We start from the raw sequence: 19,929 nt of genomic DNA, 5'->3' as shown, positions 1-19,929 counted from the left end.
ACGCGCGCCTGACCAGGGGCGAGTGGTGGCGGGATGGCGTGATCGGAGCGGGTCGCGCGGCCGCGCGGGTCGGCGCCTCGCCCGCCCGGTCACTCACTTCAGGATGTTGACCGCCCGGGCGACCACCAGGAGCACGGTCACCAGGGAGACCGAGGACTGCAGCATCATCAGCATCTTGGCCCAGCGCGACAGCGGCATCACGTCGGTCGGGCTGAAGGCGGTGGAGTTGGTGAACGAGAGGTAGAGGTAGTCGAGGAACGCCGGTTCCCAGTCCGGCGCCGCGACCTCCGGGCTCTGCATCTGTACGAAGAGGAAGTCGGGGTACTGCTGGTGCCCCTGGACCCGCGCCATCGGTCCACCGCGGTCCCACTCCCAGTACCACAGCGCGAACACGATGACGTTCGTCAGCCAGATGCTGCCGCCGGTCAGCAGGAGCGGTACGGCGTCCGTTCCCTCGGTCCCGTTCACCAGGCCCTTCACCAGCCGGACCGCCGACCAGCCGTTGGCCAGGCTGATCACGCAGATCAGGGCAAGGCCGAGCCACCGCAGCCACCGGTTGCGCGGCTCGACCCGTCGGGGGTTCCCGGCGATCAGGCCGCCCAGCAGCACCACTTCCAGGACCGGCAGCGTCCAGAAGGGCTGGAGGGTGAGCCGGTGCGGCAGTATCAACTGGAGGGCGACGGTCACCAGGATGACGGCGGTCACCGCCCAACGCGGCTCACCCTGCGTCGCCCGACGCCACGCGGGCGCCACCCCACGCTGCCCCTCCTCCAGCATCCGCTCGATCCTGACCAGCCGGCTCTCGGCGTCGTCCATATGCTCACTCATGACGACGATTGTCCCGCGTCGCCTGGTGAATTCCCTGCTCATCCCCACCAGGGCTGTCGAGTTGCTCAAGATCACGGAGCGAGCAACACCACCTTGCGGGTGAATTCCCACGTTAGGCTCCGAGTTGTCCCCTGGTCCGGCTCTAGTCTCGGCATACGACCTGAACGGTTGCGCCGCACCGCCCCGGACCGGGAGGACTCATGGCCCATCGGATCAGCACCCTGTTCATCCTGCCCGCTGCCGCCCTGCTCGCCATCACGACAGGGACGTCGACGGCGGCGGCCCAGGGAGTCGCCCACGGCGACTTCATGTTCACGACCGGCGCCAACCAGATCCTGGGACTGCGCAACCCGCCGACAGGCAAGTGTCTACGCCTGGTCATGGTCGGCGCGAGCAGCGGCACCAACGCCACGGACGCGGGCGCCCACATCTACGCGACCAGCGACTGCCAACAGCAACTGACCTTCGCCCCACCAGGAAACCCAGGCCGAGGAACCGCGTGGAACACCCCGGACTTCACCCCGTCGGCACACTCGGTACGGTTCGACTGCGATAGCCCGGGGGTTTGTTGAAGCCCGGACAAGTCCCCTGAGTCCGGCCTCTCGCCCTACGCCTACTGCCTGCTAGAGCCTGCCCGGGCGATCTCGGCTGGCGTCCGCCCGAGTGAGCCGATGAACCGGTCGAGTCGTGCGACGACCTGCCGTACGGCATCAACAGACCCCATCGGGTCGTCCGCCAGCTCCAACGCGTGGTCTGCTGACGGGATTTCGAGCACGTCGTGCCGCATGGCCGCTGCGATGCGTGGATCCCACAGCTTGTCGGCGCTGCCGCCGATGAGGAGAGCCGGCGCTTGCGTCCGCTGGAGCGAGCGGGCTACGTGGTCGATGGTCAGGACTGGAGTGAGCCAGGCCGCCGCGATGTTCCGATCGGCCGCGATGCCGCCGGCGAAGGAGCCCAAGGATTTGCCGACGAGGAGCCGACAGGCTCCTTCCTCGGCGTCGATGGCCTGGGTGACCTGTCGCTCCACCCACGCGATCCGGTCGTCCACCGTGAACTCGGAGAAGTCGTGGGGGATCTGCCACCACAGTTCCTGGACGGTCCAGCCGTGCTGGAGGAGCACGGCGCGGGCGAAGTGCAGCAGTGGTCTGGCGGGCGAGTAGCCCACACCCGGGATGACGATCGCGACGCGGTCACGGGCGCCGTCGAAGCGGGTGGGAACGGCGAAAGCTAAGGGATCGGGCATGGCCGCAGGCTACTAGCTGTGTGATCTCTGCCTTCGGCGGGTTCTGTGGGGCCGCACCGTTGGCCCGGCGTCAACGACCCAACGGCCGGGGCCGGACAGCCCCGGTCGTTGTCGTGCGGCTTCGCGACTCAGATGGTGACGCGGCCCTTCCCTCTTCGGCACGCTTGGAATCTCGCCAGAACAGCCCCCGCAGCCCCGACGGCCACCAACCTCGCGCACCCTCACGGCCGTCCCGCTTCACCGGCGGCGGAGCCGGACCGCATGTCCGAAGCACGCCCACCTTTACCCGCCAGTGATGGCATGTTCCGGTCAATTCTGCCAGGCTTCCCGCAGCTGTTCCCCGATGTTCCCCGATGTTCCCCGACCCAGGGGGACGCGGCAGAAATCTCACCCCCGGCCATCGCGCGAGCGACGCGCCGGACAGCCCCCGGCCACCCGTCGGCTCACCCAGCCGACCGGGCGGCCACCGAGCAGGCCGGAATCCCGGCCGCCGTAAAGGAGTTACGTGTGAGACCGACCCCCCACAAGGCCTTCGCCGCGAGCGCGCTCGCAGCCGTCGCCGCGTTGGCCGCCACCTTCCTCCCCGCCACCCCGGCGGCCGCCGCGCCGTCCGCCACCCCGCACGCCGCCACCTGCACGCCGACCCAGGTGGTTGCCAACGGCGGTTTCGAGAGCGGCACTTCGCCCTGGAGCCAGTCGTCGAGCAGCGTGATCACCAGCCGCGCCGGTGAGTCCGCCCACGGCGGCACCAGCTTCGCCTGGCTGGACGGTGTCGGCAGTACGCACACCGACACGCTCTCCCAGAGCGTCACGATCCCCTCCGGGTGCAGCACCGCCACCCTCACCTTCTGGCTGCACATCGACACCGACGAGACGACGTCGTCCACCGCGTACGACAAACTGACGGCGAAGATCGGCAGTACGACGCTGGCGACGTACTCCAACCTCGACCAGAACACCGGATATGTGCAGAAGTCGATCGACGTGTCGGCGTTCGCGGGTCAGACCGTGAACCTCGCCTTCACCGGGACCGAGGACTACAGCCTCCAGACGAGCTTCGTCCTCGACGACATCGCCCTCAACACCTCCGGTGACACCACCCCGCCCGGGGACTCCACACGTACGCCGGCCGCGCCTTCGTACACCGTCGACCTGAGCAGCAACACCGACGGCACCGGCTGGACCGGGCACGAGAGCGCGACCTTCACCAACGCATCCGCCACCGCGCTCAGCGAGGTGTATCTGAGGCTGTGGGACAACTACCACGGCACCTGCTCCGCCATGCCGATCACCGTCAGCAACCTCACGGGCGGCACCGCGGGCGCCCTCTCGGTCGGCTGCACGGCCCTCCAGGTCACCCTGCCGACACCGCTCGCTCAGGGGCAGTCCGCCACGATCGGCTTCGACCTGGGCATCACCGTGCCCGACGGCGCCGACCGCTTCGGCCACGACGGGGCCTTCAGCTTCGTCGGCAACGCCCTGCCCGTGCTCGCGGTGAAGGACGGCTCCGGCTGGCACCTGGACCCGTACACCAACAACGGCGAGTCGTTCTACTCCCTGGCCGCCGACTTCAAGGTGACCCTCGACCACCCCAACAATCTGCTGATACCGGCCACCGGTACCTCGACCGACACCCCGGGCTCCAGCGGGCGTACGGTCACCACCGCCACCGCCTCCAAGGTCCGTGACTTCGCCTGGGCGGCGGGCCCGTTCAGCAAGATCTCCGGCACGTCGGCCGCCGGCACGGCGGTCAACGTCTACTCCGTCTCGGGCATCAGCTCCTCCGACGCCCAGTCGATGCTCAGCACCGCAAAGACCGCCGTGGACACCCACGCGGCCCGGTTCGGGGCCTACCCGTACGGCGAGTTGGACGCGGTGATCGACAACAACTACTGGTTCGGCGGCATGGAATACCCCGGGTTCGTCCTCGACCTGGTCAGCACCACCGCGCTCACCCATGAGATCGGCCACCAGTGGTGGTACGGCATCGTCGGCGACGACGAGTACAACAGCCCGTGGTTGGACGAGGCGTTCACCGACTACGCCACCGACCTGGCGCTCAACAAGACCGGCACCAACTGCTGGAACAGCGTCTCCTGGGCCTCGTCGGCCGAGAAGATCACCAACTCGATGGCCTACTGGGACGCGAACTCCTCCCGGTACTCCACCGTCGTCTACGGCTACGGCAAGTGCGCCCTGCACGACCTGCGACGCGTCCTTGGTGACACCGTCATGGCCAAACTCCTCAAGGACTACGCCAGTTCACACTGGTACGGCGTCTCGACCACGGCCGAGTTCAAGGCAGCCGCCCAGGCCGCCACGACCACGGACCTGACCTCGTTCTGGACTCAGCACCGCATCGACGGCTGAGTCGGGGGCGGTTCACAGCGCGAAGACTGCCCGGTCGCAGATGCTGCGGCCGGGCAGTCGGCTCGGCTGATACGACCTGTTATGGGGCAAGTGTGCCCCGCAGCCCGGCCGTTATGGAAACTTTTTCTAGAACAACTTTCTAGTGGAATCGCGCCGCGTCCGAGCACGACCACCACCCGAAACGCCATGTGAGCAGGCACTTCAGGGGCCCCACCACTCCACTGCCGGCACAGGTTGTGGCTCGATATCACCCTTGACGCCCTAGACACGCCACAGTCACGCTCGTTGGCGGGTGTCCGCTGTGGCTGATGAATCTCACTGACCGGCGAGAACGGCCACAGCGCACGTTCGGCTCACCTACGGGGGTTGTTGTGTCGAGCTTATCCGACGCTGCCCGGGCAGCGATCCGATTCACCGACGGACAGCGCATCTTCTTCTCCTCACCGGACCTTTCCCTGCTCGGCATCGAGCCCGTCGCCGAGTATTCCGTCCGCCCCGGAGACGACATTTCCGAACTTCTGCGGGACGGTGATGGAATCGGTTTCGTCGCCTTTCCGTTCCGGCGCAGCGAGGCCGTCCGAATCGCGGTTCCCGAACGCACCCTGCGGCTGGACCGCAACTGCGACCATCGCGCTCTGCTCGCTTCTCTGGGGCCTCCACCGGAAACCGACGAGGCGCCGCGTTCCTATGCGTTACGGCCGATCGAAGAGCCCGACGAATGGTGCGGGAGCGTCGCGGACGTGGCCGGTGCGGTACGGCGGGGAGAACTGCACAAAGCGGTACTCGCCCGGCGCGTAGAGGTGACGAGCGACGTGGTCATCCAGCCCCCGCAGGTCCTCGGCCGACTGGCGCAGTCCTTCCCCGGCTCCTACCTCTTCTCCGCGTTCGGCCTGGTAGGAGCCAGCCCCGAGCTGCTGCTCTCCAAGCGGGGACGGTACGTGGAGTCGAAAGCCCTGGCCGGCACCGCCCGCCGAGGCGGCGACGAGACAGCCGACCGCGAGCTCGCCCGATGGCTCACTCAGTCGCCCAAGAACCAGCAGGAACACCGCATTCTGCGCGACATGGTGCTCGAAACTCTCGCGCCATACGCGGTCAGTGTCCAGGTGAGCAAGGAACCGGAGATCCTCAAACTCACCAATGTGCAGCACCTCATGACCCGACTCACGGTGGAACTCAAACCGGATCACCCGCCTTTCCTGGAACTGGCGAACTCCCTCCATCCGACACCCGCCGTCTGCGGCTGGCCGCGCGAGGCGGCGTACGCGGTGATCGACCAGGTCGAGGACTGGGACCGCGGCCTTTACGGCGGCGCGCTCGGCTGGGTGGACGCACAGGACAACGGGTGTCTGTGCGTGACAATTCGCTGCGCCGAACTCAAGGGAATGAACGCGACTGTCTTCGCGGGCAGCGGAATAGTGGCCGATTCGGACCCCGACGAGGAGCTGGCGGAGACCCGCGCGAAACTCGGCGCCCTTCTCCCCGCTCTCATCGCGCCCTGATCGGAGGACCGAGCCCATGACATCGACCACCGCCGTGCACCCCGAAGTGCACGCGCCGCCCCTCCCGTTCCCGGCCGGCAAGCGCACCCCGCTCGACTGGTCCGTCGCCCCCGTCACCACCCCTTCCCAGGGCGCGCCCACCCTGGTCGAGTGGCCCCCAGGAGTAGGTGCGGCGGAGGGACGTCTCCGGCTGTTCGTCGCCTGCGATCTGCGCGGAACCGTACGAGTGGAGGTGCGGTCGGCGATGACCGGCCGCCTGCTCACCACGTACGACATCCGCTACCCCGACTGCCACCAGCCCTATGACGCACCCCTGGACAGGGAATCGACTCAACTCGCCCTGACAGAGGGGGTTTTGCTCAGCCTGTCCGAGCCGTCGGCCACCGTCAGCGGATCCGGGGACTTACCTCCGACACTGTGGATCTTCGCGGGACCGCAGGCACCCCCGGAGCGCCGTCCCGTACTCCTCCTCGACCGCACCACGACGCTGAACCCCACCGGCGCCCTGCACCGCACGCTCACCGGAATCGGCAGCGTGCAACCGTTCGGCTGGATGGAGGGGTGTGTGCTCGACGCGCTGTACGACCTGGCCGTGACGTTCCCCCGGGACGGCCGCGCGCGCACCGCGCTCTCGGAACATCTCGCGTTCTACTTCCCCAACGGCGCGCTGCGGTACGAGGATCCGCGCGGCCGACCGGCCGACGGCCGTGTCTACGGGATCGAGGCGACACTCCCGTACGCCGTGCTGGCCAAGCTCAATCCGCTGGACCCGGCGCTGTCGCAGGCCATCGAGTCCTGGCGGGTCCGCACCGACGACGAAGGGTGCGTCAAGGACGTGCCGACGACCGCCGAGGGCTCGTACACCGTGGCCTACCCCATGGCGACGATCGCGCACCGGACCGATGAGGCCCTGCGGGACGCGGCGGTGCGCCAACTGCGGGCGCGCCGCGAGCGGTTGTGCACGGGGACGGATCTCCATCTCCGGCTGTTCCCCGACGGTACGCGCGTGTACCGCAACTGGGCTCGCGCGTACTCCTGGTATCTGCTCGGTCTTGTGCGCACCCTGACGGAGCTCGGGGACGAGGCGGACACCGCCGGGCTGTGGGACGAGGCCCGCCGGGTCGCGGCGCTCGCGCTGTCCCGGCGCAACGCCGACGGGATCTGGGACTGCTATCTCGGCGAGCCGGAGACCGGCGCCGAGACCTGCGGCTCGGCGGGGATCGCGGCCGCGCTGGCCCTCGGCACCGAGCAGGGCCAGTTCGACACCTTCCGGGAAGGGGCGGCGGCGCTGCGGGCATGGGAGGAGCTTGCCGACACGTATCTCACCGAGGACGGCTGGCTGTCGGGCGGTTCCCCCTCGAACAAGGGCGGCGAGGAGCTGCAGCGCAGTGGCTACCGCATGCTCTCCGGGGTCGGCAACGGCCTGATGGGGCAGCTCGGCGCCGCGCTCGTACGCATCGGCGCCGTGAAGGATTGGACCCAGCCGTGACACCTTCCGACGCACATCCGCACCGCCGAGCCGACACCGACGCCGGACGCACCCAGGCCACCTTCGCCGCCACCCTCGTCGACGAGTGGGCGCGGGCCGGGGTGACCGACGCCGTGGTCTCTCCCGGCTCGCGGTCGACCCCGCTCGCGCTGGCGCTCGCCGCCGACGACCGGCTCCGCCTGCACATACGTGTCGATGAGCGCTCGGCGGGGTTCTTCGCCCTGGGCGTCGCGCGCCGCAGCGGGCGGGTGCCGGTGGTCCTGACGACCAGCGGTACCGCGGCCGCCGAACTGCATCCCGCCGTCGCCGAGGCCGACCTCGCGGGCGTGCCGATGCTGGTGTGCACGGCGGACCGGCCACCGGAGCTCCAGGAGGTGGCGGCGCCGCAGACGATGCGGCAGGCGGGTCTGTACGGATCCGCCGTGCGGTGGGCGGCCGATCTCGGGGTGCCCGAGCCGGGCCAGGGGGTGTTCTGGCGGTCGCTGGCCGCCCGGGCGGTCGCCGAGGCCGCGTCCGGTCCCTCGGGACCCGGCCCCGTGCATCTCAATCTCGCCTTCCGCGATCCCCTCGTCGCCGAGGCGGGACCGCTGCCGCCGGCGCGTGTCGACGGGCCGTGGCATCGCGTGGTACGCGGTGTTAGTGCCCCGTCACCGGAGGCCGTACGCGATCTGGCCGGTCGGGCCGGGACGCGTGGGGTGATCGTCGCAGGTGGCGGCGCGGGCGACCCGGAGGCGGTGCACGCGCTCGCGGCCGCGCTCGGCTGGCCGGTGCTCGCCGACCCGCGCTCGGCCGCCCGTACACCCCATCGGGCCACCGTGGCGGCGGCCGACGCGATACTGCGCGCGCCCGCGACCCGGGACCGACTGCACCCGCAGACCGTTATCCACCTGGGCGAACGCTGGGCCTCCCGTGTCCTGAGCGAATGGCTCGCCCGGCCGGGCATCGAGCACCTGGTGGTCGACCCGGACTGGCGCTGGCGGGATCCGCAGCGCCTGGCCGACACCGTGGTGTGCGCCGATCCGACCGAGCTGTGCCACGCCGTCGCCCGGGAAGTGACCCATACAGTTCCCTCCGCGTGGTGCGAGGCATGGGCGGATGCGGAGTCCGCCGCACAGAGTGCGATAGGTGAAGTACTCGATGGTTACGGTGAGTTGACCGAACCCGGAGTGGCACGCCAGCTGTGGTCCGCGCTGCTCCCGCACACCACCCTGGTCGTCGGGTCGTCCATGCCGATACGCCATCTGGAGTGGTTCGCCGCGCCGCGCCACCGACCGCCGTCCGTGCTGTCCAACCGTGGTGTCAACGGCATCGACGGAGTCGTCTCCACCGCCCTCGGCGCGGCCGCGGTCTCCACCGATCCTGTGGTCGCGCTCGTGGGAGACCTGACGTTCCTGCATGACGCGGGTGCGCTGCTCGGCGCGGCTGAGGCCGGGCTGAGCTGTACGTTCGTCGTGGTCGACAACAACGGCGGCGGTATCTTCTCGTTCCTCCCGCCGGCCCGTGAGCTGCCCGCCGCCACCTTCGAGGCACTGTTCGGAACCCCGCAGTCCGCCGACATTCCGGCCATCGCGGCCGCGTACGGCGCTGTGGTGCGCACTGCCGACGACCGGCGCGCGTTCGACGCGACGCTGGCCGAACTGGTGGGAAAGCAGGGCGTGTCGGTGATCCATGTCCGTACCGACCGCGAGGCGAATGTGGCGGTTCATGAGCGCGTGCACGCCGCCGTCGCTGCCGCCCTCGAAGGGCTGACGTCGTGATCGAGGTCGTCGACGGTATGGCTCCGGGCGTACGGACACTTCTGCTCGACCGTCCCGCCGCCCGGAACGCACTCACGACCGCGATGGCCGATCTGCTGGCCGACGCCGTGACCGAGGCGGCCGCCGACACCGATGTACGCGCCCTCGTCATCGCCACCAGCGGGGAGGACTTCGGCGTGGGCGCGGACCGTGACGAGGAGTTGGACGCGGCGGGGCGGGCGCGGCGGATGCGGGCGTTCAGTCGACTCCATAGGGCGGTCACCGACGCGCCGAAGGCGGTCGTCGCGGCCGTGGAGGGGCGGTGTGTCGCCGCGGCGGCGGAGTTGGCCGCGGCCTGTGACCTGCGCGTCGGAGCCCAGGGCAGCTGCTTCCGCTTTCCCGGTGCGGAGATGGGGATCCCCATCGGAGCGGCAAGGCTGATCGGCGTCGTGGGACCGGCGGCGGCCAAGGACCTGGTGCTGACGTCCCGTTGGATTCGGGCCGAGGAAGCCCTACGGCTCGGGCTGCTGCAACGCCTGGTGCCACGGGGTGGGGCACGGAAGGCCGCCGTCGAGGTCGCCGCGCAGACCGCCCGCGCCGATCCGGCCATCGCCGCCTTCCTCAAGCGCCAACTACAGGCATTCTGTGGCGACTTGGAACGTATCGAGACCGAGAGAAGGACATTGGACGCCTTCTTCGGTCCGAGGGGAGAGCAGGTCCCATGAAGCTGACGGGCATCGAGGGCAGCACGGTCCTGGTCACCGGAGCGGCCGGTGGTATCGGCTCCGCCGTCGCCTCCTGCCTGGCCACCGCAGGAGCGTCCGTGGTGGCGGCCGACATCGACGGGGAGCGTGCCACCGCGCTGGCGGACTCCCTGCGCGAGGGAGGCTCGACCGCGCTCGGGCTGCGTATGGATGTCACCGACTGCACCGATGTGGAACGGGTCGTGGACACCGTCGAGCGCTCGGTGGGCCCGATCGGCATTCTGGTCAACGCGGCCGGAGTGCTGGGCCGGGTCGCGGCGCTCACCGAGTACGAGGACGCGGAGTGGGAGCGGGTCTTCGCCGTCAACGCCCATGGCCCGTTCAACTGCATGCGTGCCGTGGGACGGCGGATGGCCGAGCGCCGCCATGGCCGGATCATCACCGTCGGATCCAACAGCGCCGCCATCGTCAAGACCGGTCAGGGGCTGTACGGCGCCTCCAAGGCGGCGGCCCACTACCTCACCAACTGCCTCGGCCTCGAACTCGCCGGGCTCGGAGTGCGCTGCCTCGTCGTGGCGCCGGGCACCACCGAGACGGCGATGTCCCGCACCAACTGGCACCTTTCCGGGCGCCGCGAGGCGCTGCTGCACGGCGAACAGGACAGCTACCGCGTGGGCATCCCGCGCGGACGCTTCGCCCAGCCGGAGGAGATCGCCTCCGTCGTGGGCTTCCTCGCCTCCGACCAGGCGGCGCACCTCACGGTCACCACGGTGACGGTGGACGGAGGCTCCTCGCTCAGGCCGTGACAGGTACGTACGTCGTTCAATGGGAGGAATTTCTCCGTATGCGCATCGAACATATCGACCTGTACGTTGTCGAACTGCGCCTCAACCACACGTTCCAGGCCAGCACCCACGGCGCCGGCACCTTGCGGCATGTGGTGGTACGGGCCGTTGCCGAGGGGTTGGTGGGCTGGGGGGAGGCGCCGACGCCGGTGGACCCGTACTACACGGGCGAGACGACCGACACCGTGTGGTCCGTCCTGCACGACTTCCTCGCGCCCGCCGTCCTCGGCCGCTCCTGGGACACCGTCGAGGAGTTCATCGGCCTCTACTCCCGGGTAAAGGCCAACAACTTCGCCCGCAGCGGCATCGAGATGGCCGCGTGGAACCTGCTGGCCACCGCCACCGGTCGCTCCCTGCCCGAACTCCTCGGCGGCGCCGCCCGCGACACCGTCGAGTCCGGGGTCAGCCTGGGCATGGACCGCGATCTCGGGCGGCTGTGCGAGACGGTCCAACGCCATGTGGACCAGGGCTACCGCCGGGTGAAACTCAAAATCGGCCCCGGAGCGGACGTGTCGGTACTGGAAGCCGTACGCGACCGCTTCCCCACTCTGCCGCTCATGGTCGACGCGAACTGCGCCTACACCCTACGGGACGTCACCCACCTCCAACAGCTCGACGCCTTCGACCTGATGATGATCGAACAGCCCCTGGCCTGGGACGACCTGACCGAGCACGCGGAGCTTCAGCGCAGCCTGCGCACACCGCTCTGCCTCGACGAGAGCCTCAACTCCGCGAAGCGGACCCGACGCGCCCTCGAACTGGGCAGCTGCCGAGTCGTCAACATCAAACCGGCCCGGCTGGGCGGCCTGTTGGAAGCCAAGCTGGCGCATGACGCCTGCGTGGCCGCAGGAGTCCCGGTGTGGTGCGGCGGCATGCACGACTTCGGCATCAGTCGCGCGGCCAACATCGCGCTCTCCGCACTGCCCGGCTTCACCCTCCCCGGCGACAACTCCGGCTCCGACAAATACTTCGACCGCGACATCGTCACGCCCGAGACCCGAGCGAAGGACGGCCTCATCGCCGTTCCGCTCCAGCCGGTGCCGTACGAGGTCGACATGGACTTCCTGGCAGCGCGTACGCGAAGGCACGCACGGCTCACGGCCAACCGCTGACGGCTACCCAACGGCTCACCTCGGCTCGAACAGCGCCCGGACCGCCCGCCGGTCCGGCTTCCCAACCCCCCTCATGGGCATGTCCGCGAGCACCCGTACGGCCTTCGGCGCGGCCGCGGCGCCGAGCCGGGCCCGTACGGAATCCGCCAACTCACGCTCCACGCCCAGCCGGAGACCACCCGGCTCGGTCGGCACGACAACGGCGACCACGATCTGTCCCCAGTCGCTGTCGGCCACCCCGACGACACACGCCTCGCCCACCCCGGACTGCTCGCGCAGGACGTCTTCCACCGCCGACGGCGAGACCTTCACCCCGCCGGTGATGATCACGTCGTCGGCCCTGCCCAGCACCTCCAGACGGCCATCGGGGTGCCGACGGCCGAGGTCGTCCGTGCGGAACCACCCGTCCGCGAACGCCCGGGCGGTCAGCTCCGGTTCGCCCAAATACCCCGAGGCGAGGGTCGGTCCACCGAGGAGAACGGATCCGCCGGTGTCGTGATCCTCCGCCACCTGTACGCGCACGCCGTCAAGTGGCACCCCGTCGTAGACACACCCCCCGGCGGTCTCGCTCATCCCGTACGTGGTCACCACCCGGACCCCGGCCTCCCGGGCGCGTCCCACGAGTTCGGGCGACATACTCGTCCCGCCGAGGAGGACGGCGTCGAACGACCGCAGCGCCGCCAGGGCCGCACCGCCCGCGCGCAGCAGACGGACGAGCTGGGTGGGCACAAGCGCGGTATAGCGGCAGTCGGCGGAGCGGAAGTCCTCGGCCCGGAACCCGCCGCGCGAGTCGTGGACGACGGGCGAGGTGCCCGCGAGGAGCGATCTCACCAGCACCTGAAGTCCCGCGACGTGGTACGGCGGCAACGCCAGCAACCAGCGGCCCGCCCCGCCCAGTCTGGCGTGTGTGGCCTGCGTGGATGCCCGCAGGGCCGTGGCCGAAAGCATCACACCCTTGGGGTGGCTCGTCGAGCCGGAGGTCCCGATGACGACCGCGGTTCCCTCGGGCACGTGCGCCGCGAGATCGAACGGCGGCGGCGCGGTGGCGGCCGCCACCGGCAGCACCGCGGGCCCGGCCCCCTCCAGCGCCCGGCGGACCACCGCGACTAAAGCGGCCGTCGACTCCGGCCCCCCGTCGCACGACAACGTCGACACCATCGTTCCCCCTCGAAGTGCGTCAGCTTCACAGCAGGCATCACGCCCCCGCCCCCTCCACCTTCCACCTTCCACTGCATCGGCCCGTTCCGCACGCTCTTGACCGTGGCTGTGTACTGGAACTTGGTCACGGTGTACGCGACCTTCGCGCCGTCGGCGGCCAGTTCCTACGACGGCGCATCCGTTCCTCCGTGTACATGCCAGGTACAGGGCCAGCCTGTCATGCCGACGGCGTCCACGATCGTCCGGGAGTGTCCCAGGCCGTTGCTTGGACGGGTCGGGACGGCGAATAGTCGCGGCTGGGTGAATCCACCCGACGTGTCGAATCCCGTGCACCATCGTCCTGTTGAGGAGTCCTGTGTTCGCACACCTTCGCTCGTTGGAACCGACCCGCACGCCCGCGCGCAACCGAAGATCCGGCCGGACGGCCCGGTGGCGGGTGGTGGCCACCACCGTGCTCGCCCTTGGCGGACCGCTGGCCCTGTCCACCCCGGCGGTCTCGGCCGCCGCCACCCCCGCGCACGACCACGTGCTGGAGTGGAACCAGGTCCTGCGTCAGCAGTTCACCAAGGTCTGCGGCGAGTACAGCGCTCCCGGGCCGCTCGTACGGGCCGGGGCGATGATGCACGCCGCGATCTGGGACGCCGACAACTCGATCTCCGGCGGATCCGATCCCGCCTACGGTTTCTACCTGGGCCGGATATCCGCCGACGCGGGCGCCTCGGCCGAGGCCGCGATCGACCAAGCAGCGCACGACACCCTGGTGGCCGCGTTCCCGGGGCAACAGGCATCGTTCTACGACGACATCAACACCGCGCTGAACAGGGAGCTCAGCTATCTCCCGGCCTCGGTGACCGATGCGCAGAAGACGGCCGGGCAGAAGGTCGGACAGCAGGCTGCCCAGGCGATGATCGCGGCCAGGGCGGCCGACACGAACACCGCCTTCGGAGGGACCTACACCGTCGACCAGACCGACGGACGCTGGCGGCCCACCGAGGGAAAGCCCGCCGTCGGTCCCAACTGGGGCAAGCTCAAGCCGTTCGCCATGACCACGGGCGACCAGTTCCGGCCTCCGCTGCCCGCCGGATACAGCTCGTACTCGACACTGCTGGCCAGTCCGGAATACGCGGCTCAGGTCAACGAGGTGCAGCGGGTCGGCTCGGCCACCGCCACCACGGCCGACCGCTCGGACGACCAGACGCAGTACGCCAAGTTCTGGGCGAACGACCTCGGTCCGATCTGTGATGGCAACAACGTTGTGACGCCGGGCACCTACAAACCGCCCGGGCAGCTCTTCGAGACCACCGCGGCGATATCCCAGTCCTCGGGCGAGCAACTGGGCGAGTTCGCCAACGCGCGGCTGTTCGCGCTGGTCGCGATCTCCATGGCCGACGCCTCGATCACCGCCTGGGACGCCAAGTACGACACGCCGATCTCGCTGTGGCGGCCGGTGACCGCGATCCGGAACGCCAACACCGCCACCAACTCGGCTCTCCAACAGGATCGCTCCTGGAATCCGCTGTCCGCGATGCCCGACGGCACCCATTTCACCCCGCCGTTCCCCTCTTATGTCTCCGGGCACGCAACCTTCGCGGGAGCCTGGGCCGGGGTGATGCGCGACTACTTCGGCGACAACGTCTCGTACACCGCCCATACGCAGGACAAGCAGCTCACCAACCCGGAGACGGTCACCCGGAGCTTCAACTCCATCAGCGCGGCCGCCACCGAGGACGGCTTCAGCCGGCTGTATCTGGGGGTCCACTACCGCTTCGACACCGAGCAGGGGCTGAGCGCCGGGTACTCGGTCGGCGACTACGCGTACCGCAACGCGCTCCAGCGCAACGGCGCCATCGCCTACCAGGGCCCGGTCGCCTCGGCGGCGGCCGCGGCGAGCGGGACGAGTCTGGCGCTGCCCGTGGGCCGTACGGTCCGGGCCGGTGACACCCTGCTGGTCTCCGCGATGCTGACCAACACGCACTCCGGTGCCGTCGGCGCCACCGACACCCAGGGCAATGTGTACTCCGTGGTCACCGACAAGGCGGACGGCGCGAGCGACCGCACCCTCGTCCTCGCCTCGATCGGGGTCAAGCCGCTCACCCCGTCGGACACCATCACGCTGACCTATCCCACGACCGGCGAACACCACGCCTCCGTAGAGGAGTTCAGCGGAGTGACCGCCGTCGACCGGACCTCGTCCGCGACCGGGGCGGCCGGCACCCCGTTCAACTCGGGCAGTACGGCGACGACCAACGCGGCGAATGAACTCGTCTTCGGGGTGGCGGGCGTCCAGGGCGGCGACAACGCCACCTGGGACGCGGGCTTCACCGCCCGGCCGACGCTGTTCGTCTCCGAGGACCAGCTCGCCACCGCGTACCAGATCGTCCCCACCACCGGCAGCTACGCGGCCTCCGGCACCGCGACGCACCAGTGGATGGCGTCCGTGGTGACCCTTCGCTAGCTCTGCGACTCGACCGGTCAGCGAACGGCGGGGCGGCCACTCGGCTGCCCCGCCTCCGTGTCCGGATGGTCACCGCAGCTTGTCAGCCTCCCGAACGCGGTGGAGGTGGATGAGGACGTCGAAGGACCGGCCGATCCGGACGTCTGCGAGCGGACAGGGGTATTCGGTGCCGATACTGCGTATGGGGCGGGTGGTGTCCAGCCAGGCGCGGGCCGCTGCCGGGGCGGTGCGGATGTCGAGGAAGTAGTCGGTGTGACGGACCTGGTCGAGGGTGTGCTCACTGGTGCCGAGATCGGGCGCGCCCACCGTGAACTTCTTCCACGGGCCGGCGAGGCTCTTGTCCTCCGACAGGAAGGACCCCTGGCCGAAGGTCAGTCCGATGGGGAGGTATGCCGCGCCGAGCGCTTCTCGCAGGAACCCACCCTGCACCTTCGGGTACGACTGGGGGAGGTCGGGTACGTAGGCCACGTGCCCGTTGTGCGCCGACACGAGCACCTTGTGGCCGGTGTGCCGGTGCCACCAGGCGACGTTCTCGGCCATCGCCCGGTCGCGGTAGATCATCGCGGCGGGTATCGCCTCGGGGTTGTCGAGGTCGCTGGCGAGGAACGCGGCGGTCTGGGCGATGGACCGGGCATGCTGCACCGTCCACGTGAACTCCTCGCCGCCCGCGCCTCGTTGGCCCTCCAGCAGATCCAGGGCCTGCTGGGCATTGGCCGCGAGTCGCTGTCGTTCCGGGAGCGGCCCGCGCAGATAGGCGAAGCTGTCGTCGAGAGGACGCAGGCCGGTGTAGAGCTCGGTGAAGCGCGGCAGCAACTGCGCGTGGTGCCGCCCGACATAGCCCGTCACCCGCTCGAAGAGGTCGTCCCCGATCTTGGGAGCGCCGATGTCATCACCCATGAAGTGGACCCGATGGCCGGGATGACGCCGGTTGTGGTCCCGCATCCACTCGATCAGATGCAGGAACTCCTCGCGCTCCCACGGCGATCCTCCGAGGGTCTCCTTCACGACCTGGCGCGCGTCCCCCCGGCCACTCTGAACGTACGCGTCGAGTCGCAGTCCCGCAGGCCAACTCATCTCCAGGGCAAAGGTGGTGAAACCCCTCTTCTCGACGAGATACCGGAAGACCCGCTCCTTCATGGTGAAGAACTCATGCGACCCGTGCGTGGCCTCGCCCAACCCCACCACCTGGGCGTCACCGATCATCGCCCCCAGGGGCCGCAGGTCGGCCACGTCCCACCCCGGATCCGTCGACCGCAGCGGGCGGGACGCCTGCCGCAGCGCACGGACCGGGTCCTGACCATCGAGCTGGGCCGCATGGGCCGTCGTGGGAGCCAGCAGCACCCCCATCGCGCCCGCCGCCGCCATCAACACCGGCCGTCGCCCTATCGCCTCGGTCATGCCGCACACTCCTCAACTGGGATATTTCAAGCTGAGTTTGATCATCGCGCCGACGCGACGACCGCGCCCTACGGCTGTCCTCCGGCCTCCCCTGGGGGTAACCCCCGCACCGGCGCGCGCAGGCCCCCGTGGGAGCTCGCGCTCCCCGGGGGCCTGCGATCCTGCCGTGTGGGTCAGTGCCCGCGCGGTGCTCCCTTCCCCTTGCCCTTGGGCGGTTCGCCTCTGGTGTTCTTCAACGTGATGTCCACGCTGTGCTCGGCGTTGTCGGCCGTGATGGTGTACGGGCCGGTGACCGGTTGGTCGGGGAGGCGGTAGCCCTCGGGGACCGCCGTCTCACGCAGGTAGTAGGTGCCCAGCGGGAGGTCCGGGAAGGCGCAGTGACCCTGCCCGTCGGTGGCGCAGGCCGCGCCGTGTTTGGTGTCCGGAGTTGCTCCGCCGGTCTGGAGTCCGGCCGTGCCGTTGGTCTCCTGCCACAGCTCGAACACGGCACCCTCAAGCGCCTTCTTGGTCGTGGCGTCCAGCTTCAGGACCTTGATCTGTCCTTGCAGGGGCTGGTTGGGGACCGTGACGCTGACCCCGTGCTCGGCGTCCTCCGCCGTCAGATGCAGCGGTCCGAACACGGCGGGTGTGGGCAGCACATGACCACTGGGGGCCGAGACTTCCTGCCAGTAGTACGTGCCGAGCGGCAGGTTCCCGGTGCGGCAGGTGCCATCCGCCGGTGTGGTGCAGGGGCCGCCCACCTTGGTGTCGGGGGTTGCCCCGCTCATCTGGAGACCGGACTGGCCGTTGGTCTCGTGCCACAGCTGGAAGACGGCTCCGGACAGGGGTGTGCCGGTCTTCGCGTCGTGTTTGACGACGCTCACCTGTCCTTGGGGCGGGATGTAGTAACCGGCGTCATGGGTATGGTCGTTGTCGCCCGCCGCCCCGGTAGTCAGCCTGTCGATCTGGGTGCGCGGGTCGGGGTTGGAGTCGATGGAGCGGTTGTCGCCCCGGTCCCTGGCCGTGGGGACCAGGTCCTTGGGCGCGGGTTTCTCGGGGATTCCGGCGGTGTCCGCCGTGGTCACGTCGAACTTGATCTGGTACTCGGTGTGCGGCTTGACCTGGAAGTAGTACTCGCCGCGCTCGTTGGTCCGCGTCGTTTCGACGACCTTGCCGTCCTTGTCGAGCAAGGTGACGGTCGCCCCGGGGATCGCCTCCTCGGTGGGGTCCTGGATGCCGTTGCGGTTGCGGTCGAACCAGACGCGGTTGCCGATCTGGATCGGTGCCTCGTCACACAGGAGTTCCAGGTCGCCCAGGCCGTTGGCCTTGCCGAACGAGCCTGTGCCACCGTCGACTTGATAGTCCTCGGAGCCCTTGCCCGTGGTGTTGTCGAACTTGCGCACACCGCCCGAGAAGATCGTCAGCGGGTCGACGATCGTCGACACGGTCTTGGTGAAGCGCGGCGCGAACGCGAGCCCGCCCTGGACGGATTCGGCGAGCTGCCCGAGCGTGGAGTCGTCGTAGTAATACTCCTTCACCCCGTCCTGCTGCGGCGGCGCGCTGCCGTTCACGAAGTGGTTGGGGCACTCGGGCCCCTCGCTGTCCCACACCCACCCGGTGCCCTTCTTGCAGACGCGGGTGATGTCCCCCATGGAGGGGAACAGCGAGCGCTGAGCGGTGTCGGTGGACCCCTCGGGCGAGAGCGCCTCGTAGCCGGCCTGGTCGCCGAGCCGGTCCCGGAATCCCAGGATCATCGAGCCGTCGCGGTCGAAGACGATGTCGGAGAGGATCGGCTGCGGGAAGTTGGCCTGCTTGAACCACGCGTACGGGTCCCAGGTCTTCAGCCAGTGCCGCCAGTGCGTGTCACCGCCGACGGAGGAGTAACCCAGGCCCCGCTCGTACGCGAGGTCGTGCGAGACGACGGTGGTGAACGATGTGCCGTCGAGCTTGAGCACATACGCCCGCAGATCCGCGTCGTTCTGCGAGGACTCGGCGCTGCAGGTGCCGCCCAGGTACAGGGCGCCGTCGTGGAAGCCCAAGCCGTACGGGCGCCAGTCGGCCGCGCCGCTGGGGCAGCCGGGGTCGGGGATCGGGATGGTCTGCTGGGGCTGAGCGGCCGGTTTGCCAGGACCGGCGCCGTTGGTGTCGTACACGTACAGGCTCTTGGCCTTGAGCCCCACCGCGTACAGCGTGTGGCCGTCGCCGCCCATGTCGAGGTCGCCGAGGCCTTCCTTGCCGACCGCGTTGTTGATCTCCATCGTGTCGCGGGTGAGGTCGGTGGAGTGCTTGGCGTCACCGGCGTCGGGAACGGTCGCGAACAGCGAGGTCTGCTTGGTCTTGCGGTCCACGACGTAGATACCGCCGGGGCCCGCGGGCCCGTACGGCATAAGACGTTTGGTGAGCGCGCCGACGAACAGCTGGTCGGTGTCCCGCTTGTGGGCGAGGCCGTAGGTGGCGCCGATCTGCTCGAAGGTGGTCTCGTCCGTGGGTGCCGGGCTGCTGCCTGTGCGGTCGTACGGCCAGGACACCAGCGCTTTCGTGCCCACCTGTCCGGGCGCGCCCTGGTGGAAACACGGCGTCGCGAGGGTGGGGTTGGCCTGGCAGTAGTCGGAGGGGACGTGTACGCCGGTGACGACGGAGGCGTTCTTGCCACCGGTCACGTCGACGAACTCGACGAGGGACGACAGGGAGGGCGCGGGGCCGCCCGCCTGGGCGGGGCGCAGGAACGACTTGTTTTTCGGAATCACCGCTTCGACGCGGTAGCGCCCGCCGGTGAGCCCGAGGTCCGCGGGGTTGAAGTGCGCCTTGCCGTCGTCACCGGTGACGACGGTACGTGTGGTGCCCGCCGCGTCCGTGAGCAGTACGGGGATGCCCTGCTCCCCGACTTCGAGGGCGGGCGTCCAACTGCCGTCGGAGTCCACGTCCCGTACCACGGTGACATCGACCGTGCCGTCCACGCGGGCCGTGGAGCCGCCGGCCTGGGCGGTGCCCAGGAGGGGCGTGGCCAGCATCAGCGCCGCGCCGCCCGCCGCCCAGTACCGGAAGCGGCCCGTGGCAGGCCATGGAGGGTGTTTCATCGTCTCTCTTTTCCGCCGTCACCTGATACGACGAAA

Annotated in this window: 14 protein-coding genes; 9 read left to right on the top strand and 5 right to left on the bottom strand. The window is 69.5% G+C overall.

Annotated elements, in window-relative coordinates; genetic code table 11:
* Positions 1-93 precede the first annotated feature (93 nt).
* Positions 94-828, bottom strand: coding sequence for a DUF1345 domain-containing protein (locus BG418_RS02960; RefSeq protein ID WP_188272045.1), 735 nt, complete (start codon positions 826-828; stop codon positions 94-96).
* A 200-nt stretch (positions 829-1,028) separates the two neighbouring features.
* Between BG418_RS02960 and BG418_RS02955 the strand changes: the two genes are divergently transcribed.
* Positions 1,029-1,400, top strand: coding sequence for a hypothetical protein (locus BG418_RS02955; RefSeq protein ID WP_188272044.1), 372 nt, complete (start codon positions 1,029-1,031; stop codon positions 1,398-1,400).
* A 41-nt stretch (positions 1,401-1,441) separates the two neighbouring features.
* Here the strand turns inward: BG418_RS02955 and BG418_RS02950 are convergent, their stop codons facing one another.
* Positions 1,442-2,071, bottom strand: coding sequence for an alpha/beta hydrolase (locus tag BG418_RS02950; RefSeq protein WP_188272043.1), 630 nt, complete (start codon positions 2,069-2,071; stop codon positions 1,442-1,444).
* 507 nt (positions 2,072-2,578) lie between these two features.
* On the opposite strand from BG418_RS02950, the gene BG418_RS02945 reads away from it, so the two are divergent.
* From BG418_RS02945 to menC, 7 genes are all read left to right on the top strand, one after another.
* Positions 2,579-4,441: a M1 family aminopeptidase gene (locus BG418_RS02945; protein WP_188272042.1), complete on the top strand. Its 1,863-nt coding sequence runs from the start codon at positions 2,579-2,581 to the stop codon at positions 4,439-4,441.
* A gap of 308 nt (positions 4,442-4,749) precedes the next feature.
* Complete coding sequence (locus BG418_RS02940; RefSeq protein ID WP_188272041.1) at positions 4,750-5,940, top strand: isochorismate synthase MenF; 1,191 nt, start codon at positions 4,750-4,752, stop codon at positions 5,938-5,940.
* 16 nt (positions 5,941-5,956) lie between these two features.
* A complete protein-coding gene (locus tag BG418_RS39470) occupies positions 5,957-7,429 on the top strand; it encodes a glycoside hydrolase family 88 protein (protein WP_223184227.1) in 1,473 nt (490 codons plus the stop codon).
* Complete coding sequence (menD, locus tag BG418_RS02935) at positions 7,426-9,186, top strand: 2-succinyl-5-enolpyruvyl-6-hydroxy-3-cyclohexene-1-carboxylic-acid synthase (RefSeq protein ID WP_317453477.1); 1,761 nt, start codon at positions 7,426-7,428, stop codon at positions 9,184-9,186. Before BG418_RS39470 ends, menD begins: the two co-directional genes overlap by 4 nt.
* Positions 9,183-9,890, top strand: coding sequence for an enoyl-CoA hydratase/isomerase family protein (locus tag BG418_RS02930; protein ID WP_188272039.1), 708 nt, complete (start codon positions 9,183-9,185; stop codon positions 9,888-9,890). The genes menD and BG418_RS02930 overlap by 4 nt, the downstream gene beginning before the upstream one ends.
* Positions 9,887-10,675, top strand: coding sequence for an SDR family NAD(P)-dependent oxidoreductase (locus tag BG418_RS02925; RefSeq protein WP_188272038.1), 789 nt, complete (start codon positions 9,887-9,889; stop codon positions 10,673-10,675). The genes BG418_RS02930 and BG418_RS02925 overlap by 4 nt, the downstream gene beginning before the upstream one ends.
* Positions 10,676-10,713: 38 nt before the next feature.
* The gene (menC, locus tag BG418_RS02920; protein ID WP_188272037.1) at positions 10,714-11,826 is read left to right on the top strand and encodes an o-succinylbenzoate synthase; all 1,113 of its coding nucleotides are present in this window, start codon (positions 10,714-10,716) and stop codon (positions 11,824-11,826) included.
* A 15-nt stretch (positions 11,827-11,841) separates the two neighbouring features.
* Here menC and menE read toward each other — a convergent pair whose 3' ends face one another.
* Positions 11,842-12,984 (bottom strand): o-succinylbenzoate--CoA ligase, encoded by a 1,143-nt coding sequence (menE, locus tag BG418_RS02915; RefSeq protein ID WP_188272036.1) that lies wholly within the window; start codon positions 12,982-12,984, stop codon positions 11,842-11,844.
* A gap of 439 nt (positions 12,985-13,423) precedes the next feature.
* Between menE and BG418_RS40705 the strand changes: the two genes are divergently transcribed.
* On the top strand, positions 13,424-15,439 hold the full coding sequence (locus tag BG418_RS40705; protein ID WP_188272035.1) for a vanadium-dependent haloperoxidase: 2,016 nt from the start codon (positions 13,424-13,426) through the stop codon (positions 15,437-15,439).
* A 69-nt stretch (positions 15,440-15,508) separates the two neighbouring features.
* Here the strand turns inward: BG418_RS40705 and BG418_RS02905 are convergent, their stop codons facing one another.
* Together BG418_RS02905 and BG418_RS02900 are read right to left on the bottom strand one after the other, a co-directional pair.
* Positions 15,509-16,837 carry an erythromycin esterase family protein gene (locus BG418_RS02905; protein WP_223184225.1) on the bottom strand — a complete coding sequence of 443 codons (1,329 nt, stop codon included), beginning with the start codon at positions 16,835-16,837 and terminating at the stop codon, positions 15,509-15,511.
* 173 nt (positions 16,838-17,010) lie between these two features.
* Positions 17,011-19,893 carry a collagen binding domain-containing protein gene (locus BG418_RS02900; RefSeq protein ID WP_188272034.1) on the bottom strand — a complete coding sequence of 961 codons (2,883 nt, stop codon included), beginning with the start codon at positions 19,891-19,893 and terminating at the stop codon, positions 17,011-17,013.
* Between the last annotated feature and the right edge of the window lie 36 nt (positions 19,894-19,929).

Source organism: Streptomyces sp. CBMA152, from assembly GCF_014596475.1.
Lineage (GTDB): Bacteria > Actinomycetota > Actinomycetes > Streptomycetales > Streptomycetaceae > Streptomyces.
The sequence above is the reverse complement of the archived record's forward strand: the minus strand, read 5'-3'. Positions and strand labels throughout refer to the sequence as shown.